Origin of the sequence: Microscilla marina ATCC 23134, assembly GCF_000169175.1 — a bacterium.
In the GTDB taxonomy this organism is placed as follows: domain Bacteria; phylum Bacteroidota; class Bacteroidia; order Cytophagales; family Microscillaceae; genus Microscilla; species Microscilla marina.
In genome coordinates, this window is the sequence record NZ_AAWS01000025.1 from 102,474 (window position 1) to 124,820 (window position 22,347).

The 22,347-nt window shown below is 40.3% G+C and carries 17 protein-coding genes; 8 read left to right on the top strand and 9 right to left on the bottom strand.

What is annotated here, in order from left to right; all coding sequences use genetic code 11:
• Positions 1-61: 61 nt before the first annotated feature.
• Complete coding sequence (locus M23134_RS38655) at positions 62-667, bottom strand: hypothetical protein (protein WP_157558581.1); 606 nt, start codon at positions 665-667, stop codon at positions 62-64.
• A 205-nt stretch (positions 668-872) separates the two neighbouring features.
• Here M23134_RS38655 and M23134_RS21765 point away from each other — a divergent pair, with 205 nt between their 5' ends.
• From M23134_RS21765 to M23134_RS21775, 3 genes are read left to right on the top strand one after another with little or no spacing between them, the layout of a single operon-like run.
• The gene (locus M23134_RS21765) at positions 873-2,333 is read left to right on the top strand and encodes a M20 family peptidase (RefSeq protein WP_002699980.1); all 1,461 of its coding nucleotides are present in this window, start codon (positions 873-875) and stop codon (positions 2,331-2,333) included.
• A gap of 55 nt (positions 2,334-2,388) precedes the next feature.
• Positions 2,389-5,124 (top strand): FG-GAP repeat domain-containing protein, encoded by a 2,736-nt coding sequence (locus tag M23134_RS21770; protein ID WP_002699981.1) that lies wholly within the window; start codon positions 2,389-2,391, stop codon positions 5,122-5,124.
• A gap of 42 nt (positions 5,125-5,166) precedes the next feature.
• Positions 5,167-5,553 carry a hypothetical protein gene (locus M23134_RS21775; RefSeq protein ID WP_045114071.1) on the top strand — a complete coding sequence of 129 codons (387 nt, stop codon included), beginning with the start codon at positions 5,167-5,169 and terminating at the stop codon, positions 5,551-5,553.
• Positions 5,554-5,632: 79 nt separating this feature from the next.
• On the opposite strand, the gene M23134_RS21780 is transcribed toward M23134_RS21775, so the two are convergent.
• The 3 genes from M23134_RS21780 to M23134_RS21790 all read right to left on the bottom strand — a co-directional run bounded on the left by M23134_RS21780 (position 5,633) and on the right by M23134_RS21790 (position 8,407).
• A complete protein-coding gene (locus M23134_RS21780; RefSeq protein WP_002699985.1) occupies positions 5,633-6,499 on the bottom strand; it encodes a 1-aminocyclopropane-1-carboxylate deaminase/D-cysteine desulfhydrase in 867 nt (288 codons plus the stop codon).
• Between the two features lie 27 nt (positions 6,500-6,526).
• Positions 6,527-7,438, bottom strand: a complete 912-nt coding sequence (locus M23134_RS21785) for a bile acid:sodium symporter family protein (protein WP_002699987.1) — start codon at positions 7,436-7,438, stop codon at positions 6,527-6,529.
• 87 nt (positions 7,439-7,525) lie between these two features.
• Positions 7,526-8,407 (bottom strand): mechanosensitive ion channel family protein, encoded by an 882-nt coding sequence (locus M23134_RS21790; protein WP_002699989.1) that lies wholly within the window; start codon positions 8,405-8,407, stop codon positions 7,526-7,528.
• A 654-nt stretch (positions 8,408-9,061) separates the two neighbouring features.
• Here M23134_RS21790 and M23134_RS21795 point away from each other — a divergent pair.
• Both M23134_RS21795 and M23134_RS21800 read left to right on the top strand, forming a co-directional pair.
• Entirely contained in the window at positions 9,062-9,607 is a 546-nt protein-coding gene (locus tag M23134_RS21795) for a hypothetical protein (protein ID WP_002699991.1), read from the top strand.
• Positions 9,608-10,325: 718 nt separating this feature from the next.
• A complete protein-coding gene (locus tag M23134_RS21800; RefSeq protein WP_002699995.1) occupies positions 10,326-11,366 on the top strand; it encodes a leucine-rich repeat domain-containing protein in 1,041 nt (346 codons plus the stop codon).
• A 45-nt stretch (positions 11,367-11,411) separates the two neighbouring features.
• Here M23134_RS21800 and M23134_RS21805 read toward each other — a convergent pair whose 3' ends face one another.
• Together M23134_RS21805 and M23134_RS21810 are read right to left on the bottom strand one after the other, a co-directional pair.
• Complete coding sequence (locus M23134_RS21805; RefSeq protein WP_002699996.1) at positions 11,412-11,795, bottom strand: response regulator; 384 nt, start codon at positions 11,793-11,795, stop codon at positions 11,412-11,414.
• 365 nt (positions 11,796-12,160) lie between these two features.
• Positions 12,161-12,646: a hypothetical protein gene (locus tag M23134_RS21810; RefSeq protein WP_157558582.1), complete on the bottom strand. Its 486-nt coding sequence runs from the start codon at positions 12,644-12,646 to the stop codon at positions 12,161-12,163.
• Between the two features lie 695 nt (positions 12,647-13,341).
• Between M23134_RS21810 and M23134_RS21815 the strand changes: the two genes are divergently transcribed.
• Positions 13,342-16,365 (top strand): T9SS-dependent choice-of-anchor J family protein, encoded by a 3,024-nt coding sequence (locus M23134_RS21815; protein WP_002699999.1) that lies wholly within the window; start codon positions 13,342-13,344, stop codon positions 16,363-16,365.
• 272 nt (positions 16,366-16,637) lie between these two features.
• Here the strand turns inward: M23134_RS21815 and M23134_RS21820 are convergent, their stop codons facing one another.
• From M23134_RS21820 to M23134_RS21835, 3 genes are all read right to left on the bottom strand, one after another.
• Positions 16,638-16,889, bottom strand: coding sequence for a hypothetical protein (locus tag M23134_RS21820; protein ID WP_157558583.1), 252 nt, complete (start codon positions 16,887-16,889; stop codon positions 16,638-16,640).
• Between the two features lie 13 nt (positions 16,890-16,902).
• Entirely contained in the window at positions 16,903-18,033 is a 1,131-nt protein-coding gene (locus tag M23134_RS21825; RefSeq protein ID WP_002700001.1) for an NAD(P)/FAD-dependent oxidoreductase, read from the bottom strand.
• 373 nt (positions 18,034-18,406) lie between these two features.
• Positions 18,407-19,003, bottom strand: coding sequence for a hypothetical protein (locus M23134_RS21835; protein WP_002700003.1), 597 nt, complete (start codon positions 19,001-19,003; stop codon positions 18,407-18,409).
• Positions 19,004-19,338: 335 nt separating this feature from the next.
• Here M23134_RS21835 and M23134_RS21840 point away from each other — a divergent pair, with 335 nt between their 5' ends.
• Positions 19,339-20,661 carry a vanadium-dependent haloperoxidase gene (locus M23134_RS21840; RefSeq protein WP_198145071.1) on the top strand — a complete coding sequence of 441 codons (1,323 nt, stop codon included), beginning with the start codon at positions 19,339-19,341 and terminating at the stop codon, positions 20,659-20,661.
• Between the two features lie 317 nt (positions 20,662-20,978).
• A complete protein-coding gene (locus M23134_RS21845; RefSeq protein WP_002700005.1) occupies positions 20,979-21,500 on the top strand; it encodes a transposase in 522 nt (173 codons plus the stop codon).
• Positions 21,501-22,347: the final 847 nt, after the last annotated feature.

Consider the following 22,347-nt stretch of genomic DNA (forward strand, 5'->3'; position numbering starts at 1 on the left):
TATGAGGTCAAGCTACACAATCATTTTTGTTACAACAAAATTACGGTTTTATCTGAAAGGATTATTGATTTAGCTGAAAAAGAATTTGCACCAAATCGTCAAACTTAAGGGCAGGTGTAAACGAGCGGTCAGCATAAATGGTAGACAAAACTTTGAGGTAACTGGGTTTTTCGTCTACCCACACATTTTCCAGCAGTAAATTGCCATAGAGTTGGTTAATGAGTTTGCCTTCGCTCATGGCTTGCTTGCTTTCGGGTTTTAAGTAATAGCGTTCTACTGTACTTATATAGGTGGCCTTATCGGTGATTTCGCGTTGTGCTGATTTGAGTGTATACTCTAGAGGCAGTAGCATATCTTTGAAATAATCACTCAAAAACATCAAGTCATTTTTGCCCATGTGTTGCTCATCATAAGTAATGGCAAAACCGTTGGCATAAGGTGATTCAAATATATGGATAGACAAGTCAGGCTTCATGTTCTGTTGTCGCAGGTAATAGGCCTTGGCAATAGACTCGATCAGGGCAAGGTGTTGTTGGTCGCTTTGCCATTCATTGTATTTTTCGAGCTGAGCCTGCGAGCGTTTAAGTACTTCAGTCACCAGTGGCTGGTGAGTATTGGGTTGAGTAGGAAGTAATTTTTTTATAATTTGCTCAAAAAATGATGCCATATACAAAAACATTAAGTAAATATGTAGAAAGATCAGCCCGTGTTGAATGTACCCTTTGATGTGGGTAAGTTTATATTGATTATACCAAAAGTGATAGTAATATACTGAACACCCTGGTTGTACAGACTCTGTTAGTAAATATACAAATTATACGAGAGATTGTGAATAGTGCATGGAATAAATCATCTGAAATTAGAAAATCATAATGTTAAGAAAAATCTTATTTATATTTTTGGCGGGGTTGTTATTGATAGTCATTGTGTTATTTATCAATGCCTATCGTTTACCTTCGCGCCAAATGGCCTTAAAACCTGTAGCTTCAGTTGATATTTCTGCCAATGCCTTCGAGCACCTTTCAAAAGCCATTACTTTGCCCACCACCTCGCTCAAAAGAGGAGCCCCAATAGATACAGCAGCTTTTATACACTTGCACCAGCATTTACGCAATAGTTTTCCCCTAGTGCATAGCCAACTTAAGTTGAGAAAAATCAATCAATTTAGTTTGCTGTACTATTGGAAAGGCTCCAGCCCCCAGCTTAAGCCAATACTTTGGGCTGCCCATACTGATGTAGTACCTGTAGAAAAAGGCACTGAAAGTAAATGGAAACACCCTCCTTTTGCGGGCAATATTAGCAATGGATTTATTTGGGGGAGGGGAGCCCTGGACGACAAAATGAATGTGTTGGGAATGCTAGAGGCGGTAGAACATTTGCTTAAAAACGGTTATGTACCCAAACGCAGTATTTACCTGGCTTTTGGGCACGACGAAGAAATAAGTGGACACGAAGGTGCCAAAAAAATTGCCCAATACCTGATCAAGCGAGGGGTACAACTAGAGTATGTACTCGACGAAGGCTTGTTTGTGCTAAAGGGTCTAATGCCTGGGGTGGCAAAGCCTGTGGCTTATGTAGGGGTAGCAGAAAAGGGCTATGCCAATGTAAAACTAAGTGTAGCTGTCAACGGAGGACACTCGTCACGACCACCGCTACAAACCCCTGTGCGTATATTGAGTCAAGCAATTGTGGATCTCGAAACGCACCAGTTTCCGGCAAGCATCCAAGGAGCTACTGGAGAGTTGATGGATTTTCTGGCTCCAGAGATGGACCTGGGTTTTAAATTGGTCTTTGCCAATCGTTGGTTGTTTAGTTCGGTGATCAAAAATATTATGGCAGGCGAAGCTACTTCCAATGCTGTGTTGCGCACTACTATAGCGCCTACTATGCTACAGGGCAGCCCTAAGCCAAATGTGATGCCTGCTAACCCTAGTGCTGTGATTAACCTGCGTTTGAGCCCGGGCGAAACTAAAAAAACGTTGTTGGCTCACTTCAAAAAAGTAATTGACAATCCCAAGGTAAAGGTGAAAATACTGAACACTGAGTTTAACATCCCAGTTCCATTGTCTGATGTAAAGGCAGCCAGCTTTCAAAAACTGCAAAAAACCATTCATCAACTTTTTCCTGAGGCATTGGTGGCTCCTGCGCTCATGGTAGCAGGCACCGACTCTAAACACTATCAGACCTTGAGCAAAAATATTTACAGGTTTAGCCCTTTGTATCTGGAGAACAAAGAAATTGATAGTTTTCATGGAACCAATGAACGTATTTCAAAGAAAAGCTATCAGCAATTAATTCGTTTTTATATTCAGTTGATTAAAAACAGCGATTGAGTTTTTACATGAAGTTTATAGGTTAAAGCAACTTGTTGCTGGTAAAAGGTTCTTTATGAAAACATTAGGCACAATCTTTATAATTGTTATTTTCTGGAGCCTGGCAGGGTTTAGCCAAAGCATTGCTTGGCAAGGTTTTGCTCCACCTCAATACTACCCCTTCAATATTTGCTCACCCATTGCCAACATTCCGCAGGCAAACTGCCCCAATCGCATCTTGACCAAAGACCTGGATGGCGATGGTGACTTGGATGTAATACTAGACGCCCAGCTACATCAGCACCAGTCGAGCCAGGGACCCAAACTTGCCAAAGCTTCTGTATTTATGAATCAGGGCAAAGGTATTTTTGGTAAAGAAATTATTTTTGAAAAGCCCGATCAGTTTGCTTTTATAAGCGATGTGGCAGACCTCAACCAAGATGGTCGCCCTGATATGGTGGTGCATCATTTCTGGAAAAATGGTTTTTGGCTTTACAAAGGGAAAGTGCCTCAGGTTTCAGTCAAATTTGCTTTCGAACCACCCCAGTTTTTTGCTACAGGTAGCCACGGAGGGGAAACTTTTTTCCTGGATTATGACCAGGATGGGAATATAGACATCGCCTCTTTTTCGTCGGGTGCTCTTGAACCGTTGGCGTTGCATTTGTTCAAAGGCAAAGGAGATGGGAGCTTTGAACTTCCTAAAAAAATACAATCTACAGTGGGCAATATCTCTACTTATTATCAGGTATTACAGGCAGACTTAAACAATGACGGTTTGCCCGATTTTTTGGTTACTGACAAGCTTGCTCAAGTGAGCTTTTTGCAAACCAGTGCTGGACAGTTCAAAGCGACCTGGAGGCGTAGTCCGTTTAAAATGCCTTATCCAGTATTGTGCAAAACAAGCGCTGAAGGCAGCACTCAAGCTTATGTAGCTACCCGGCAGCAGCTAAAAGTACTTGCCGCCGACTCTTTGGGAAATTTTAAACGGGTAGTGCAGCAAAGCAAGCTTTCGGTACCTATCAAACAACAGAATGAGCGGTTTGCCGTGGCTGACCTCAACCACGACGGTACAGCAGATGTATTGGGCGTGCAGCTCCGTAAAAAAGGCTTTGACCAACTATTTTTTGCTTTGCGCAATCAAGCGGGGCAGTTTTATCAACCCCACTATTTGCCTATGTTGGGCAAGGTGGACGCTAAAAAGTTTGGGTATGCTATAGCCGACCTCAACGGCGATGGCTGGCAAGATGTATTGGCCATTGTGCGGGGCATAGACGAACTGGCGGTGTGGTTGAATAAGGGTCCTCAGGCTCAAGGCAATAAGCCATTGAACCAACCTGCTTTAGACAAGCCAAGGGGCAAGCAGCAAGTATTAAGAAAGTCGGCGCAAGCCAATACCTATAAGTACTATCAAAAAAAGGTGTTATTGGATATTTCAGCCCGCCCAAATACTTATAACCGGAGCTTGTTTTTGTATGATCAGAAAATGATTCCTCACCGTTTTTTTGTGGATGGAAAAATTTATAACCTGGAAATTGCCTTGCACAAAAAACTGAACCGGGCAATTGTGGTAGCTGGGGCAAGCAGGTTAAAAATATACTTGAAAAATGTGCCCGACTCGGTCTTGAACGAAGCACACCGTGATTGGGGCAACGCAATAGAAAATATGACCTTGGTGTACGACCAAGATCCTGCTAAAAGTTTGAACACCAACTTTTTGCCTTATACCAAACACCCCAATGCGCTCATTGATTTTCATTTAGATCATACTTTTAGGTTTGACCCTACTGAAGGCAAAAACCTATTGATGGCGGTAGAATATATACAAACCAAACCTACTGCCAATGGGGCTGACTTTCAGGTGTTTCATAACAAAGGCGAGCGTCAAAAAGCGTATCATTATTATGTGCGGGGAAACACAGACCAAATGAGTGATCAACTGACCGAAATGGATGGCTTGCGCCCAATGTTTACTTTTAATAACAACTTTGACCTGCGCCTGACCAAACTCAAAACCGACATCGGGCAAGACCTTAAAGCCGATTATAATAACATTGATTTGACCCTGCAAAATATCCGTATCAGAGAAGCTGATTTTGCCCAACATCCGCTCAAAATTTACCTCAAAAGTGTAGGATCTTCCGCAATTGCTATCCAACCTATCGAGATTAAAAAAGGAAAGCTGGGTTTTTTTAGAGACACCACCATTAGTTTTTTTATTCCTGCTATCAAGCAAGGGGGTGCCTACCAGCTCAGGGCTTATGTAGCATCAGTTGACAACTTTTTGGCAAACGACACCATTCTATCACAAGTAGTAGTGAATAAAGTACCGTTGCCCTGCCAAATGAAGCTTGACCAGGTACACCCGCCTGGTGCCCAACGCCTGGGTTGGATAAGCAAGGGTACCGCCTTGAGTAGCTTGCGTCAACAGCGTCGTTATGGCATTCGTTCGTTGGTGTTTTTGCTCCAGGCCAACAACCGCAATGCTTATGTCAAAAGTCCTGTGTTTAAGGTACGTAGCCTTGCCGATACGCTCTACTTTAAAGCCTTTGCTACCGCTCCCAATGCCGGCAAATACCGGGCAATGGATACCGATGATGTGCTAGAGGTGAGGGTGTCGCTTGATGGAGGTAAAACCTACCAAACCATTGCAGCTTACAATCATCAAAACATCAAAGCAACTGCTCCTGTGATGCGTAAAATACCTTTAAAAAACTACGTAGGCAAAAGTATTTCGGTGGCTTTTTATGGAGTAGGAGGAGTGCGCTATGGTAAATATGAGTTGCACTTGAGCGAAGTGAGGGTAGGGGAGTGACCACTGGTGGTGTAGCCTTTTTTGTAAACCTCAGAGGTGAAAATGCTTTGTTTTTATGCATATAAACAACTTTTTGACCTATATGTCCAAGTTGTTCTTTGGTTTTATCCCTTCCTTTGTGACATCAAAATTTGTAAGAGTTTGTTTAAAGTGCCTATTAAGCTCAGCTTGTTGGCTAATTTTAAACAAGCTTTAAAAAATCAAAGTAATCTTATGAAGAAGTTAGCAAATTTCAAAAGTCAGGCTTTAACCAAAGCAGAAGCAAACAGTATAGTAGGGGGTAAAAAACGCCTTTATTCTTATATTGGAGAAGCGGGAGATTTAAGCATATTTAAAACCACCGAAAGAGGGATTGCTCGCAAAATGAAGAAGTATGCTGACATAGTTTTATGTGAGCCTACAGATGATGAATATTTGTGGGGAAAGTAAGCGGTTTGTCTGAGAATTGTTAGTGTGGAGCTGTCTATACCTTATGAGACAGTCCCGATTTATTTCAAAAATACTTGTTTTACCTCAATCCCCCCGTATGCAAAGCCACTATAGTAGTGCCTGAGTCAAAATAACCTTTGCCGATCAAATCGTATAAGCCATAAAACATTTTACCAGTATAAATCCATTCTATGGGTATACGGTGCTTTTGTTGAAACTCGGCAATGAACTGCTCCAGGGCAGGCTTTTTTTTGGCGTAGCCGCCAAAGTGATAGTCAGTTATCAGGGCATAGGACTGCCTTGTATCTGGCAGGTGTTCGTGGGCGTAGTAGACATCCAACAACTGGGCAATGTCTTGGTACAAAAACTCGCCACCCTTAAGTGCCGGAAATCCCAGTACTTGTTTTCTGGCGTCAAGGTGTGCTACCAAGCCCGCAAGCGTGCCCCCCGTGCCACAAGCTGTAGCCACTACATCAAAATCAATATTAATCTCTGGCAATATCTCGGTACATCCCTTCACCGCGAGTGCATTGGAACCTCCTTCGGGCACCAAATAAAAATCCCCAAACGTTTGACGTAATTGAGCAATTACTTCCTCCGATTTTTTATTTCGATAGGTACTTCTGTCCATATAATGCAAGTGCATGCCAGCTGTAGTGGCAAATTGGAGCGTAGGGTTTAAAGGTAAGTGCTCTTCTCCTCTTATTACGCCTATAGTCCGAAGACCAGCCTCTTTTCCGGCAGCAGCCGTGGCGTAAATATGGTTAGAATAAGCGCCCCCAAAAGTAAGCAAGGTGTTTTTTTGTTGTTGCTTGGCTGCCAGTAGGTTATACTTAAGTTTGTAACCTTTGTTGCCCGATACCTGTGGGTGAATAAGGTCAAGACGGTACACATATACTTTGACCTGATGGGTGTCAAAAAGTGTATCTTGGATTGGTTGTAACATCGATTGGTTGCTTATTGCGGTACTTGATTAATTGGCTGCCTGGGGTTTTCGGGGAGGTTTTTTCATAATTTCTTCTTTGTTAACCAAAAAACCAAAAATAGCCGCTGAGAAAAAGGTAAATAAGGCATATACTGCCGATGGAATTGCCATGCGTTGGTTTTCTAATAAAGAGGTGGCAACAAAAATCGCTAGTCCGGTATTTTGCAGTCCTACTTCTACTGCTATAGTGATTTGGTTTTTCTTGATCAACCCAAAAGCCTTGGCGATATAGTAACCAATGAACATGCCGCCCAGGTTAAGTATAAGACAAGGGATGATCACGGTAAGGTATTCATGAAATGTAATGGGAACGGCGTTTTCTTTCTTTTCTAAAAAAATAGAACCAATCATCATAAGTGCCAGCGAAATAGGCATAATCACTCTCAGTGGTTTTTCCAGACTTTCGGCAAACAACTTATGCTGTTGGTGAATAATAACCCCTACTACACAAGGCAATACAGTAATGAGCAATACCCTGATAAGCGTACCCCAAAAGTCTAACGCAATCTCTTTGCTGTCGCCAATGAAATAGTGTAGGGCAATTCCTACAATGGCTGGAATAGTAAAAATAGTAATAAAACTGTTTACCGTGGTCATAGACACCGACAAAGCCACATTGCCTTTGAGCAAGTGAGTAATTAAGTTAGATACGGCACCACCCGGACAGGCAGCTATCAACACCAAGCCTACCTTAAGTTCGTCAGACAAACCCGATAGTTGAGCCACCAACATGGCAAACAGGGGAAGAATGATCATTTGACTTAACAAGCCCAGTATAACCGCTTTGGGTTGCAAAAATATATTTCTGAAATCGCGCATGGTCAGCGAAAGCCCCATGCCTAACATAATGAGGGCAAGCGTAATGGGTAATAGGTAGTTAGAAAATATTTGGGTCTCCATTCAGTGTCAAATATTGAGTGCCTGTTTGTTTTTTAATCTGAGTTAATCCGTACAAACTTAGGAAAAAAAAGTTCGGGAAATGATGAACTAATTGTTTTTTTCATCGCTCTGTTTGGGTTTCATGTGCAAGGTTCTTATTGGGAACGGAATATTGATATCGCTTTTGCGGTATGCCTCTGTAATGGCCATAATCGCTTGAGCAATGGCATTGTTATGATCACTCTCTTCGCTTCTTCCGATCCAAAAACGGAGCGTAAAAGTAATAGAACTGCCTCCAAACTCATTAAAATCTATAATGATTCCGCCTTTGCTGGTATCTACTACCGATAACTGTTTGATAGTCTTTACTGTTACCTCCTTTACTTTGCCCAGGTCTGACCCATAATCTACCCCTATGGTGAGGTTAACCCTTCTCTTTCGTACCAGGCTATAGTTAGTCAGTGGGTTTTGAATGATCATCTTAGAAGGCAGAATGATATCTTGACCATCAAGATCTTCAATCATGACAGTACGCAGGTTTATTTCTTTTACATGTCCTTGATAATCATTGGTTTTGATCAGGTCGCCTAATACAAATGGTTTTTGGGTAACAATGAAGAAACCCGAAATAAAGTTGGTGGCAAGGTCTTGAAACGCAAAACTGAGCGCCAAGCCTACTACTCCGGCACCCGCCAACAATGAGGTAACCGCCTTGCTGAGGTCTAGCACATTTAAAGCAACAAATATCCCCACAAGCTCAATAGTGATAAATAGCAGCTGTACCAGTACACTATTGATGGTAGAACTGTCAGAAAATTTAGCGAATATCCGAAGGCTTATTCTTTTTGCAAACTTGGCAATCTGATGAAAAACAAACATTACCAGAAGAGCAAGTAAAAAATTGGGTAAAAATTTTACAAATACCTCGAACCACAGATTGAGTTCTTTGAGAATGATTGTATAAGCCTCTGAAATTAATGATAAAAACATTTGACTACTTTTAATAATTACAAACTGGCTGGCTATATGCCAGCACGCTATACTATATAAGTTATATTCTGATTTTTATTAAATAAGATGATTTTATTAGAAACCTGATTCGTGGGTGAACCTGTTTTTCATAATTTTGTATTGAAAAAACTTACTCAAATAAGTATTTCATACTGTTTCGACTAAAAACACTTCCACTTAGTCTGCTTGTTTTATACCTTTGTAGCACAAAGACTGATTAATTGTAGTATCAAAATAATACTACTTCCATTGACCTCAATTATTTCCAGATTACAAAGCTTATTTTTAAATATCTTAATACGAATTATAATGATTAATATTCCCACACCCACAAACACTGTTTACGCTTCTTTATCTGTTACCCCCTTTCTGGTAATTGCCAGCGAGTATTCTCCACCCCAGGTTCCCTCAGGGTAAGCCATCTTTTTCGGCAGTAGCTATATGCCTGTTGCCCTTTAAATGATGGTAAATTTGCTTACTTAATTTTTTTAAAACAACATTTTCAAAAATATATTGTTTTGAGCATATTCGATATGCTTGTACACTACAATTTTGCCTGATAGTACGACTAAAGGCAATTGACCCAACAAAACTAACCCCCTATTCCATACTTATTTTAAATATCTATAAAAAATGAAGAATATTTTTGCAAAACTTCGCCCCTTTATTGTAATACTTGCCTCAGTAGCTTTTCTAAATACAGCACAGGCTCAGGTAGCTTCACCAGACAAACAACTGCTAAAAGCAAGTAGCAAGTCTACCCCTGAATTGAGTCTGGTAACCAAAAATAAAGCAAACAGCACTGACAAAAAAGCCCCCAGAGTTGTTCTAAACCTTCATAAGCCCAAGTTAGAGGTTTTTAATCATACCTTAAGAATATTGGTAAAATGCGACAAGAATGAGTTTTTGCTTACAGGCAAGGTAGAAGACAAAGTATCGGGTGTAGCATCGGTTATTGTAGATGGTAAAAGAGTAAATGTAGATGCTTATGGTAGTTTTCAGACACGCATTCGCCTTACCCAAAAATACAATGTAATAAGTATAATTGCCAACGACCACAGCGGAAACCAGGTAATCAAAGAACTAGCCATCAAAACTACTACTCCTGCGGCTAAGGTAGCTACTCACGCAAATACCAACAACAGCGAACCTAATGCTGCGGAGCGTTGGGTAAAATAATCTTTTTGTTCATTGAATGGATAATGAGATAAATTTCAAACCATAGCAAGTTTCTGTAACAATATTATAAGTCAACTTCCTGTATGTTAATCAGGGTTTTCTGCACAATGTCAAAAGTAGAAAGCCCTGTATTTTTTTTAAAAGCTCCCCTTAGGAATAGTACCAAAATAAATTTACATTTTTAACGTCATCTTTCGCTGACAGAATTCGTTAAAAAAACTTGCCGTAGCGCTGCTATGCCGCCGTCCCGCAGGGCTGGCTCAACATCCACTGGATATTGCCTCTACTGCCAACAAAATATTTTGGCGTTACTATAGAACTTTATTTTTACACCATCCCTTAGTGTCTCCACAAGCGTGTTTATAACAAAAAACAGTTCTGTTTCTATCCCATTCTTTTGTATAAAGGTATGGTCAGGGTGGTGGGTATTGTCATTACTTGCAACCACCCAATAACAACAACCCTAACAATAGCAATTTAAAGCGTTTGTCATACTTGTTCAACAAGTGCTTAAAGCAATGCCATCTGTTGTGCAAGACAAGTAATAGTGCTTGCTGCAAGTATCATTATTTTGCTTTTTCAGGTAAAATTAGACGAGTCTGGCGGCATTATTGGGTGTTGATAAATGCAAGCAAATGTAATAAGAAAGCCTGAACAGTTTTCCATTGCGGGCAAAAGTGACTTTTTATACAACACCTTACGCTATTTTTGCTGATCTATGACTCATTGGCGCAACTTTTTTTATTCATCGGATGGCAACTCCGAAGAAGGCAACTACCTACTCAAAATAAAGCAATTACTAAAGACCAGAGACAAGGTAAACATTGACTTGGCTTTTCAGCTGCTGCGAAGCATAGAACAACCCGCCTACATCACATTACATCGTTTATTGAAAGCAACTGATTTGAACAAAACAATGGGTTTGTATTTTGAGCAGGGAGCTTTTAGGTTTTTACCCTTTCGGGGCAATAGTTTGTCGCTGTCAGGATGCGATGTACAAGCTTTTCCTTCCGAATTATCACCTGTTGCGTATCTACGCCATTTATACTTTTCATTTAACCCTATTGATGCTCTACCCGACAGTATTACCGATTTACCCTTGCTACAAACTCTAGATCTTACCCACACCAGACTTACTACCTTGCCTACGCCTTTGTCGCAACTCCAGCACCTAAAATCATTATTTTTGCATGGCACCCAAATACAAGATATTTCGTGGTTGGTCAATATGCCACAACTCCGGTATTTGTCGCTTACCCGTGCCCAATCATTTTTACTCACCCCCGAAGTCATCAGGCAATGTCCCCAACTCAAAAGTGTGTATGTATACGATGCTTACTCAGATATTCCCGAAGTAGTTGCCAAGTTACCTTGTGTCAAGCCGTATCAAAACTTTTTTATTTATGATGAGGAAGGTGACCAGTGCTTTTTAAAATTTGATATTTACAAACAAGAGTTTGCCATTCAAATTGGTTATTGGGGCAATCGAGTGATTTCGGCTATGGAGTGGGCTATATTTGAGCGTTGGTTGGGTATGTATGCCTTGAACCCATTGCCCGAAACCCGGGTCAAGGTGTGGTATTACTACCAGGATAATATAGGAGGGTGGCAAATATTAATGCGATTGCTTGAAGCGGTGGAAAAAAGTAGTCAAATAAAAATACTGTGGGCTTGCGATGACGCCAATGTAGATGGATGGGAAATGATGGAGGTATTGGTGGATGACTATGCTATTAGCATAGAGCCTTCCGATTTTTGATGGGTGTATTGCATAAAACCAGGTGAAAGATACCTGGTTTTTTCTTTATAATACTTCTTTAAGTTGGTTAGCCCTGAGTGGTTTTGCCAATACTCCTGATACAAAATCGAGTGATTGGTGCGAAGGGGCTACCTCTTGAGATGCTTCTGTGATGATGAGTATTTTGGTGTTGGGGTGGTTTGCATAATATTTTTGCTCATAAGCTTTCAAAAAATCTGCGCCATTGCCCAGCGACATACGCCAGTCAAGGGTAATAAGGTCGGGAAATTGAGCCGCTTTGTCCATTTCAGCCAAAAACTCCAGCGCAGTAGTTCCGCTCATTTTAAAATTTACATTATTACACCCTGTAATCGTGCTAAAAATTTTGTGATTGACTTTGATAAAAGTCTTGTCATCATCTATAATTAAAATATGGTGATAGTCAGTCATATTGCCTTGGATGTTTTAGTGAATTCTCTTTTAATTTAACACATGTTTGGCATAAACCTGTGTTTTGGGTTTAATACCTCAGGCTTGGTATGTAAGTTCTTTTTGAACAGGCAGTTTTTTGTGGATTACTTATTTAACATAATTATTTGTTATGGATAAAAAAAACTTTTCACCTCATAAAATATGAAAAGTAAATAGTAAAAAATGACAAATAGGGGGTATAACTACTTAAAAATAGGTAATAGTAATTAAAATTTTACTATGTAGTGTTTTTATAAAATGTGGTATCATTGAGTGCTAATAAATTGGGTATACATAGAAACAGGCAAAGGAGGGTAACCTTCACAAAGTTACCCATAGATAGATTATTCAATTTCGTTGATGATGTTCAGTACTTCCATAGTTAACTGACTTTGCTTACGGCTTATTTCGTCGTGTGTCATGGTCAAAGAGTTGAGGCTGTTCAGGTTAGCACTAATCACCACCACACGATTAAATAAATCTTTAGTCTGAGGTGTGCCCAATGCATCAGTGAGTTCATTGATTACCACTTGTAACTGCCCCTGCGCAATTAGTTTTTTTAACTTTACGGCATCAATCGCCACTTTATCAGAAGAACCAGACTGGGCAGGAACTGAGTCCTCATCTGCCACCAGTTTTTCTACTTCTCTGGCAAACACAATCAACTGTTGATCGAAATGTACCGAAGTTCGGTCAGAATTAAATTTACTGCGCAATTGACTAAACATGGCCCTTTTACTGGTAGGCACTATTTGTTCCATAATCTCGAAGTAACTGACAAAGTCATTGCCTCTTACTTTGTCAATGGCAGTCTTGATGGCTTGATTCATAATACTGGATCTTTTAAAACTTATCAAAAATACAATGATGTACGCTTTACCATAAGGTATCATATGGCAGGTAAAATTACGGTTTTTTTGACTAAATAATTACACCACTTTTTTGTTTTTGAACAAGCCCAGCTTTTTCACAAGGCAGGGGAATGATAAAAAAGAGATGATTCATTACATTGGTTGTTTGCTCAGGTTTGAGGATTTACTCATCAATAGTTTTTGGGTGGGAACAACCCGTCTTCAGGAAAAGCTTTTCGCTTGTGATTATGTATTGTTTTTGAGGGTTTAATTATTTTTTATTTTGTGAAATCATTTAAAGCTTTTTGAAAATTTTGTTTAAGTGCGTGTTTTTTGAAAAAACAATAAAATATTGAAAAATAACTTGTTGTATCCCAGAAGCCGTTTTGTATACTTTTTTTTAAATGGTTTTTATATATAAGTACTTGATTGATAGTGTTTTGAAAATATGATCAAATATTGATGTATTCCCAGTGAGTGATTACTGGTTGTGCCCAAAGAGCCCCTTGTATACTTTTTGTAACCTCGCTTTTTTTGTTTCTCCCGCCTAAACCTTCTAATATAGCGCAGCACTTTATGACTGAAAAAGTGGCGAAATATTACACTTATTTGATTTTTAGCAGAGCAAATTAATTACACAAATCAATTTTATAAATCCAATTTTTATTACACTTATGAAAGGTAAATTTTTACTAAGCTTTATCTTTGTGTTAACGCTGTGTTATAGCTCGTTTGCACAACAAAAGCCTACAGCTAAGGCTACTTATCGCACTACTAGTGCTTATGTAAGAGACATCCCTGCTTTGGCAAGCATGGATAACATTATTGCTGCCAGCGGAATGGAGCATGTGGCTCCTCCTAAACGCCGAGGCAAAAACACTTATGTAGCTGGCAAGGGCTTCCCCCGAACAGGTGACCCACTGGCAACTAAGCAATTGGAAGCACACCGCAGGGCTGCTCAAAGTAGAACCACTGCGGCTACTCAAGTAGCCAACTTTGACGCACACAAGGGCACTGTGTTGAATGACCCTACAGGTGCTATAGGACCCAACCACTACGTGTATGCTTTTAACTCTGGTTTTGGTATTCTTGACCGTAGCGGTAATGTGTTGGTTGCCGAGGCTTCTTTGGGTACTATTTTCCCTGGCGAAACACTAGGTGACCCGGTAGTAATGTATGATAACTTTGCGGGTCGTTTTATCATTATGCAATTCAGTAATACTCCTAATGGTATTTTAATTGCCGTTTGTAAAGGTGCTGACCCTGTAAACGATGGATGGCACACTTACCGTTTTAACACGGGATCTTTCCCTGACTACGAAAAAATGTCTATCTGGCACGATGGTTACTACATCACGGCTAACAAAGACCAAAACTCTGCTTCTACAAGTGAGGTGGTGTATGTGGTAGAAAGAGATAAGATGTTAACGGGTGCTACTTCTCAATTGATAGGCTTTCCGTTGCCAGGTATCAGAAACAACGGTTTTTATAGCCCAGGTGGATTCAACGCTACAGGTACTTCTTTGCCTCCTTCAAGTGCAAAACACCAAATCGTTTATATGCAAGACGACTCTTGGTCTGGTGTATCTAACGATCACTTGAAAATTTGGACTTCTACTGTAGACTGGAACAACACTTCTAACTCTAGCATTACCTTATCGCAAGAATTAAACACAACGGCTTTTGATGGAGTGTTCAACGGTGGTTCTTTCCAAAACTTAACTGAGCCAGGTGGAGGCCGTAAAATTGACGCTATTCAGGCTACTATGATGTTTATGACCAACTATCGCCGTTTTGCTACGCACAACTCAGTAGTAATGAACTTTGTCGTAGATGTAAATGGTAACGACGGCAAAGCGGGTATCCGTTGGTATGAGCTTCGTCAGCCTTCGGCGGGTGGCAACTGGTCTATTTACCAAGAAGGTACTTATGTTGATCCTAATGGACACAGTGCTTTTTGTGGTGCTATCGGAATGGACAAAAACGGTAATATTGGTATGGGTTACACAATCGTAAGTAGCTCTAAGCACCTTTCTATTCGTTATACTGGTCGTTTGGCTAGTGATCCTTTAGGGGTAATGACTCAAGGTGAAGGTGTTGCTTCTGATGGAGATGCCAGAAGTAATCGTTCAGACGGACGTTATGGTGACTATGCGCAAATCACTATGGATCCAACCGATGATTTAACCTTCTGGCATATTGGCGAATATATGAAGGGCTCTGCGAGTCAAGTAAGAAGAAGCCGTGTGGTTGCTTTCCGTTTTGGTACCCCTGTGCCAGATACTCAAGCTCCTTCCACGCCTACCAACTTGACTGCTTCCAGCGTATCGTCTACCAACCTTACTTTAAACTGGACAGCTTCTACTGACAATGTAGGGGTGTCTGGCTATGATGTTTACAGAGGTGCTACTCTGATTGGCTCTGCCAGTGGAACTTCCTACAATGTAACTGGTTTGAGTCCTAATACTGCTTATTCTTTCTCGGTAAGAGCTAAAGATGCAGCGGGTAATATTTCAGGCGCAAGCAACACGGTAAATGTAACTACTACTTCTACTCCTACTGGTTGTGCTAACGGAGTTGCTTCTTTCCCTTATGGCGAAAGCTTTGAAAACACTTTGGGTGACTGGACTCAAGCATCTGGCGATGACTTAAACTGGACCATTGATGCCAATGGTACGCCTTCCACGGGTACTGGACCTTCTGCGGCGGCGGCGGGTAACTCTTATGTATATGTGGAGGCTTCGGTAAACGGAACTGGTTACCCTAACAAGAGAGCGATTTTAAACTCACCTTGTTTTAACTTAAGTGCCGCTTCTCAGGCTACTTTCACTTTTAAGTACCACATGTTTGGCGCCACTGATATGGGAAGCTTTAACCTTGAAGCAAGCAACGATAACGGGACTACCTGGACTAGTATTTGGAACCAAACTGGTAACCAGGGCAACCAATGGAATACTGCTTCGGTAGATTTGGCGGCTTATGTAGGTGGAAGCGTTCAGTTGAGGTTTAATCGCGTAACTGGTAGCACCTGGCAGGCAGACATTGCCATTGACGATGTAAGTGTAACTACTGGCAGCGTGAGCAACTGTGCTTCTGGCAACTTAACTTTGACCATTACTTTTGACAATTACCCACAAGAAACTTCTTGGGAGGTTACCAACGCTGGTGGAACTGTAGTGGCTTCTAAGAGCTATTCTTCTGCCAATCCTGATGGTTCTACTGTAAACGAAACTATTGCTGGCTTGGCGGCTGGTGACTATACTTTTACTTTAAAAGATAGCTATGGCGATGGTATTTGCTGTGCTTACGGTACTGGTTCTTATACTTTGGCTTACACTGGCGGAACCATTGCAAGTGGTGGCGAGTTTAACAGTACCGATGCTACTGACTTCTGTATTGGTTCAAGAAGCAAGAGCGCAGGTGCTACTCGTTTAGAGACTTACGCCTTAGATAAAAGCAACGATATTAAATTATATCCTGTACCTGCTACTGGTGTGTTGAACATCAACGCTCAGGGAGAGGTAGACGGGATTCAAATCTTTTCTATGTATGGAAGAACAGTGAAAACTGCTGAAAAAACTGCCAATGGCAAGAGCAACACAAATAGTGTAGATGTTTCTGACCTTCCGGCTGGTACTTACTTTATCAGAATAACCACTGGTGGAAAAACAGTCACCAAAAAGTTTTTGAAGCAATAGTCATTGCAACTACTTGTTACTTAAACGGGTAACAGACAGATCAATAAAGCGAAAAGGTCGCCTGGTATTCAGGTGACCTTTTTTGTTTGTAACACGATTTTGAAGTTCAAGAAACAACAAGCAAAAAGTAGTGGCCGCATTACAAGTGCTAGTAATTATATATACATGCATCGCAGATGCGCGAGAGGGGAAGCCAAAGGGCAAAAGGTGCAAAGTACCGCTTTACATATTTAGTGTCTGGAGTACTAGATGATTGTCTAATAGATGATTGTCTAAAGTGTAAACGCCACATACCCCAGAAACGCGGTACTAATCAGGAACCCAAGCCAGGCTGTACCATATTTAATGGCTTCTATAAGTTTACGATTTTTTGACATGTTTTCAAGCACTGAATATTTATCCATTACAATATACATGCACCCAAAAATAGACCAACTTGCGGCAGACGTAATGTCAAGCTTCGTCAGATACAATAAACCCACTACAATTAGCTCGAAACCCACTAACAAATTTAATATTTCCATGGGTTTCTTCATTTTAACATACACACTCATCATCACAACACGATAAATTATCCAAATAAAAGTTATTGTTCTTATATTCTTGAAGAGCCTTCTCTATTGTTTTAGGAGGAACTTTCATTCGTTTTGCAATTTTTTCGGCTACTATGGCAAACCTTTGCCTGTATTTATAAATAAAGCAAAATAACGCGTTTCCATGTTTCACTTGTGGGCCTACCAAAAATAGATTTTTTGTCTTGGTAGACTCATCAAATTCATTCAATAGGGGGTAGTTGTTTTTAAACCCAAATGATTCTTGCACAAGCGTGAGGCTACTGGCAAATCCTGTGCAATTAATGGGTTTTTGGGGAGAGGTGAATGTATGACCATTGGCGGTTTTAACGATGTAGGTAGCATTTACAAATTCTACTCTGGTCACTTTGGTTTCAGTGTAATAATCAAAAAGATCGGTCACATATTCTACCCTGTCTCTTGTAAATGGAGCAAGGGAGTAACTCGAATCGCTTTTTACCAGATTTAAATAGTCAGAATCATCAAGGAGGGTTACTATCTTTCTTGCCCTAATTAAGTTAACCATGGCGTCAAAACCAGATTCATAGGCTCCTATCACAATGTGTTCATCACCGTCCAAATCTGAAAAGGAATCAATTTCTGAGTAATGTGTACATAGATGAGCACCTTCAAAGGCTTGCTTATTAGGGTATTGATATTCACCCGCTGCCCATATTGCATAGGTACTCTTGTACACTCCATGAGTGGTAGTTAATACGAAGGAATCCCCCTTTTTCCGAACAGCGTCTACACAGACCTCTGTTTTAATTGGCAGATCATAATACTTTGCAAGATTTTCAAGATACTCGACATAATCTTCTCCTGTAGGGTGTTCAGTCAATAATGTGAATGCCGGAGAGGTACCCGGGGTGATGGCATTCAAATCGGGCATCTTAAAAAAGTTTCCCGTGAATGAAGGAGATATAAATCGGGTTTCTTTGGGCCATTTTCTAAATGAATCACCAATCGAAGCCTTTTCTAATATGATATGATTTATTTCCAGCTTTTGCAAAAGAATACTTACTCCTATGCCCGCAGGTCCTGCGCCAACTATGATAACATCATAATACTCATCTATATTGCTACTATCACTCATCCTGTAAGGTCATTAGCTGTGTAACTCTTTTTATAATCTTCGCTTTCATACAAATGAAAAACTGTTACAATTTTAACCATTAATAACCACAAATGCAACATTGTTGCATTTGTGGTTATATGATGATAAAAAGGTATTACCTTGTGATAGCTATTTTTTCTCTTAGGAATGGTGTAAAAATAAAGTTCTATAGTGACGCCAAAATATTTTGTTGGCAGGAGAGGCAATATCCAGTGGATGTTGAGCCAGCCCTGCGGGACGGCGTCATAGCAGCGCTACGTCAAGTTTTTTTAACGAATTCTGTCAGCGAAAGATGACGTTAAAAATGTAAATTTATTTTGGTACTATTCCTTATATTAATTGAGACCAAACTTTATCCTGGGTTGTAAGGCAAAGCTGATTTATGAGCTACAATCCTTAGCTTCCCATTTTTATCTTTTACATACCCAAAAGTATACTCCACTTTTATTTCCTTTCCACTTTTTGTCGTAAAGTAGTAATTTCCCATGGCAATGGCCATGTCACACACATTAGCGTAAATTCCACTATTCTCCCAGCGAACTTTCGTATAAGGTGCAATCGCAAATCCTTTGTCCTCAGCATAGGTTTCGTTTCCGCCAACAAAATAAGACAAGGCTGCATCGAACGTCTCTCTAAACTGATCCTCAGATGCTAAAGTTGGTTTAAACAGCACCATACCTAAATCATAGCCGTATAGGCTCTCGATATGCGCTTTGGCGGCTTGTTTGTAATCACCACCATCGTTAAATACTTTTCCAATTTTGACTATTCCAGCGCCCCATTGTTGTTGAGCGGCCACTACTTCAGCTGAAGTAATACATTGAGTTGATTTATCTTTTATAATTTGTTTTTTGTTGTTCTCTGCTTCAGAGGTTTCCTTTTCATTTACCTGATTGCAAGCAAAAACGGCAAATGCTGATAATAAAATGAATGTTGATCTTCTAAACATTTTAGATTTGTTTTTAGAATATGCCTACTTTGTAAGATGGTGTTCGGCTTGTCCACATTTATTTTTTAGCTCTACAAATATTTTGAATTGGCTATAACAGCTTAATATAAGACCTTCGTAAGGTTCGTTTTTTAAGGGAATCTACTCAGTTGTTGTTAAGGGTGATTGCACAAGTCCCTGTGTGTATCAGCAAGTAAAAACTTGCCGGGCTTTTTTGGAATACTTGGGATCATTAGGAGGCAGACATTGAGTGAATGCAAAGACCAGAATCGTTTGGGCTTGATTGGTTGCCTTATTTGTATTAATTTTATTTTATAAAAAATCAAAAACTGCCAATGGATTTATCGCCTAAAATTTCCACTACACTATTTCTATACATGTTCTGCTTGATAGTTATGCTGTTCAAACCAGGCATAGGGTATGGACAAATGACATCCTCCTCGCTTAAGTCCTTCAAGTTTAAACTCCAGGAGCGTTTTTCACCAGTCAATGAAAAACTTCTTCAGGATGAAATTTCGGAAATAGCGGTTATTCAGCGGCAAATGGAGAAAGAGAACTTATGGGCCATAAGGTATTGGAATGGGGCTTATCCCTCTTACCGCTGGCACCAATTGCTTATGCAAGCCAGCCAAAACCATCAAGGTCATAAAAATGGAGGTCGGGTGGTCGTTATGCATCTTGCAATCTATGACGCTATGGTGGAAGTTTGGAAGCATAAAAAGGCTCATTTCCAGAAGGCGGCCTATCAGTATGACTCAAAGGTCAAAAGACTTGGACCCAAATCTGACTACTCCGCTTTTATTTGCGAATGGAGCGCCGTGGCGGGAGCCGCCCACCGGGTCATAGGACATTACTTTCCAGCGCAAAAAGAATTGCTCGACAGCCAACTCGCTGCCTTTAAATCTGCTCGTCTTGCCAGTGGTCTGCAATTTCCCTCTGACATTGAGAAGGGACTGGAGATTGGACAAAAAATAGCTAAGAAATACATTGAATATGCCAAGGATGATCGCACAGACCGTCGCTGGAAAGGGAGGGTACCAAAATTAGATAGTCTCTGGTCAGGCAATCCCAGCCCTTGGGACCCTATGAAAAGGCAATGGAAGCCCCTTACCCTTGATCAACCCAATCAGTTCAGACCCAAACCGCCTCCTACGGACTGGTCTGTTGACATGGAAGAGCTTCGGGAATTTAATGCAAAACATCAAAGCAGTGAAATCGCCTGGAAGTGGAAAAGCGAGCCGGTCTGGGATCGACTGATCGAACGAAAGATTCTGGAATACAACCTGAACCCCTTTGAAGCTGCTTTTGCGAATGCTATTTTTCATACCGCACGCTACGATGCCATCATTGCCGCTTGGGATGGGAAATATCATTATTGGGGAATTCGACCGTTTCAGTACGACCTTTCTTTCAAACCTATTTTGATCGCCACCCCCAACTTCCCTGGTTATCCTGCCGGACATACAACCGTTGCTGGCTCCATCGCCAAAGTGTTGTCATTCCTGTTTCCCAGAGATAAATCGTTTTTTGATGGACTTGCGAAAGAGTGTTCAGAATCCCGTTTTGAAGGAGGGGTGCATTTTCGTACCGATAATGAAGTGGGATTGGAAGTAGGCGATAAAGTCGGGCAGTGGGTAATCAAGGCATTTACAGAATGAGGTAACTCAATGTAGGGGTTCCTTTTTATTGCAACGTTTGTGACATGGTTCAGTTTCTCTTTACAAAAAACAACTTGAATACTTTTGGGTAAGTAAAACTACAAAAATAACCTAATCCATAGAACTTCGTCTTTGAGCACTGTGCTTCTTCAAAAAATAGTTCTGTAGCTCTTGCTACGCAAAGATTTTTTTCATTGCTCAGTACACAAATACTGTTTTCTTTTGGATCACTTTATTTTTTACGTTTTACTAAGTATAACTTTTGTAGCACCGTTTTACGTAAAAACGTGCGAATTGTCAATAAAACTTGATTTTGAATGGAAAATAATAGTAAGAAATTTTATGAAAGGCGTTCTATTCGTTTGCCTGACTATGATTATACCCAAGAGTCGCTTTACTATATTACGCTTTGTTGCCAACATAGATTGAAGTTGTTTGGTGAAGTAGTAAATAGCGAGCTAATGCCAAATGCTGCTGGCAAAATGGTAGAAGAAGAATGGAAAGCTTTGACCACACGTTTTCCAGAAATTCGCTTGCATGCTTATGTGGTGATGCCGAATCACTTTCATGCCATTGTCGAGATGTGCAGCACTGAACAAATGGATAGTAAAAATGAAAAATCGCCCACCTTGGGCAACGTAATAGCTGGTTTCAAATCCATTGTGACTGTTAATTATATTCGTGGAGTGAAAGAGTTAGGTTGGCAGCCATTTGATAAAAAAGTGTGGCAACGAAACTATTGGGAGCATATCATTCGCAACGACCAAGCTTACCAAAAAATCACTGATTATATTATAGAAAACCCTATTTATTGGAAAGAAGATGATTTATATACATAAAGTGTTTTGATAGCAGGAATTATTTTATGGATGCGAAACTGCGCGATTGAATTTTCTATTTGTTAAGATAGGGGCTACCCTTGTGGTCGCCCTATCGTGTATCAAGCCTCGTTCTGATTATTTTTCTTCTTTATTTTGGGTTGTTTTATGAATTGGGCATGTTTGGCTTGAATTTTCTATTTATATCAAGCCTCGTTTTGATTATTTTTCTTCCTTATTTTTGGTGGTCTAGGGCGACCACAAGGGTAGCCCCTACGTTTGCGTTTTGGCTTGTTTTATGGATGCAAACCCTCTGGCTTGAATTTTTTATTTTTTGTATTTGTTAAGGTGACCCCTACGTTTGCGTTTTAGCTTGTTTTATGGATGCAAACCCTCTGGTTTGAATTTTCTATTTGTTAAGGTGACCCCTACGTTTGCGTTTTGGCTTGTTTAATGGATGCGAAACTGCGCGATTGAATTTTCTATTTGTTAAGATAGGGGCTACCCTTGTGGTCGCCCTATCGTGTATCAAGCCTCGTTCTGATTATTTTTCTTCTTTATTTTGGGTTGTTTTATGAATTGGGCATGTTTGGCTTGAGTTTTCTATTTATATCAAGCCTCGTTTTGATTATTTTTCTTCCTTATTTTTGGTGGTCTAGGGCGACCACAAGGGTACCCCCTACGTTTGCGTTTTGGCTTGTTTTATGGATCCAAACCCTCTGGCTTGAATTTTTTATTTTTTAAGGTGACCCCTACATTTGCGTTTTAGCTTGTTTTATGGATGCAAACCCTCTGGCTTGAATTTTTTATTTCATGTATTGCCCCAGGTGACCCCGTTTTGGCTTGTTTTATGGATGCAAACCCTTCA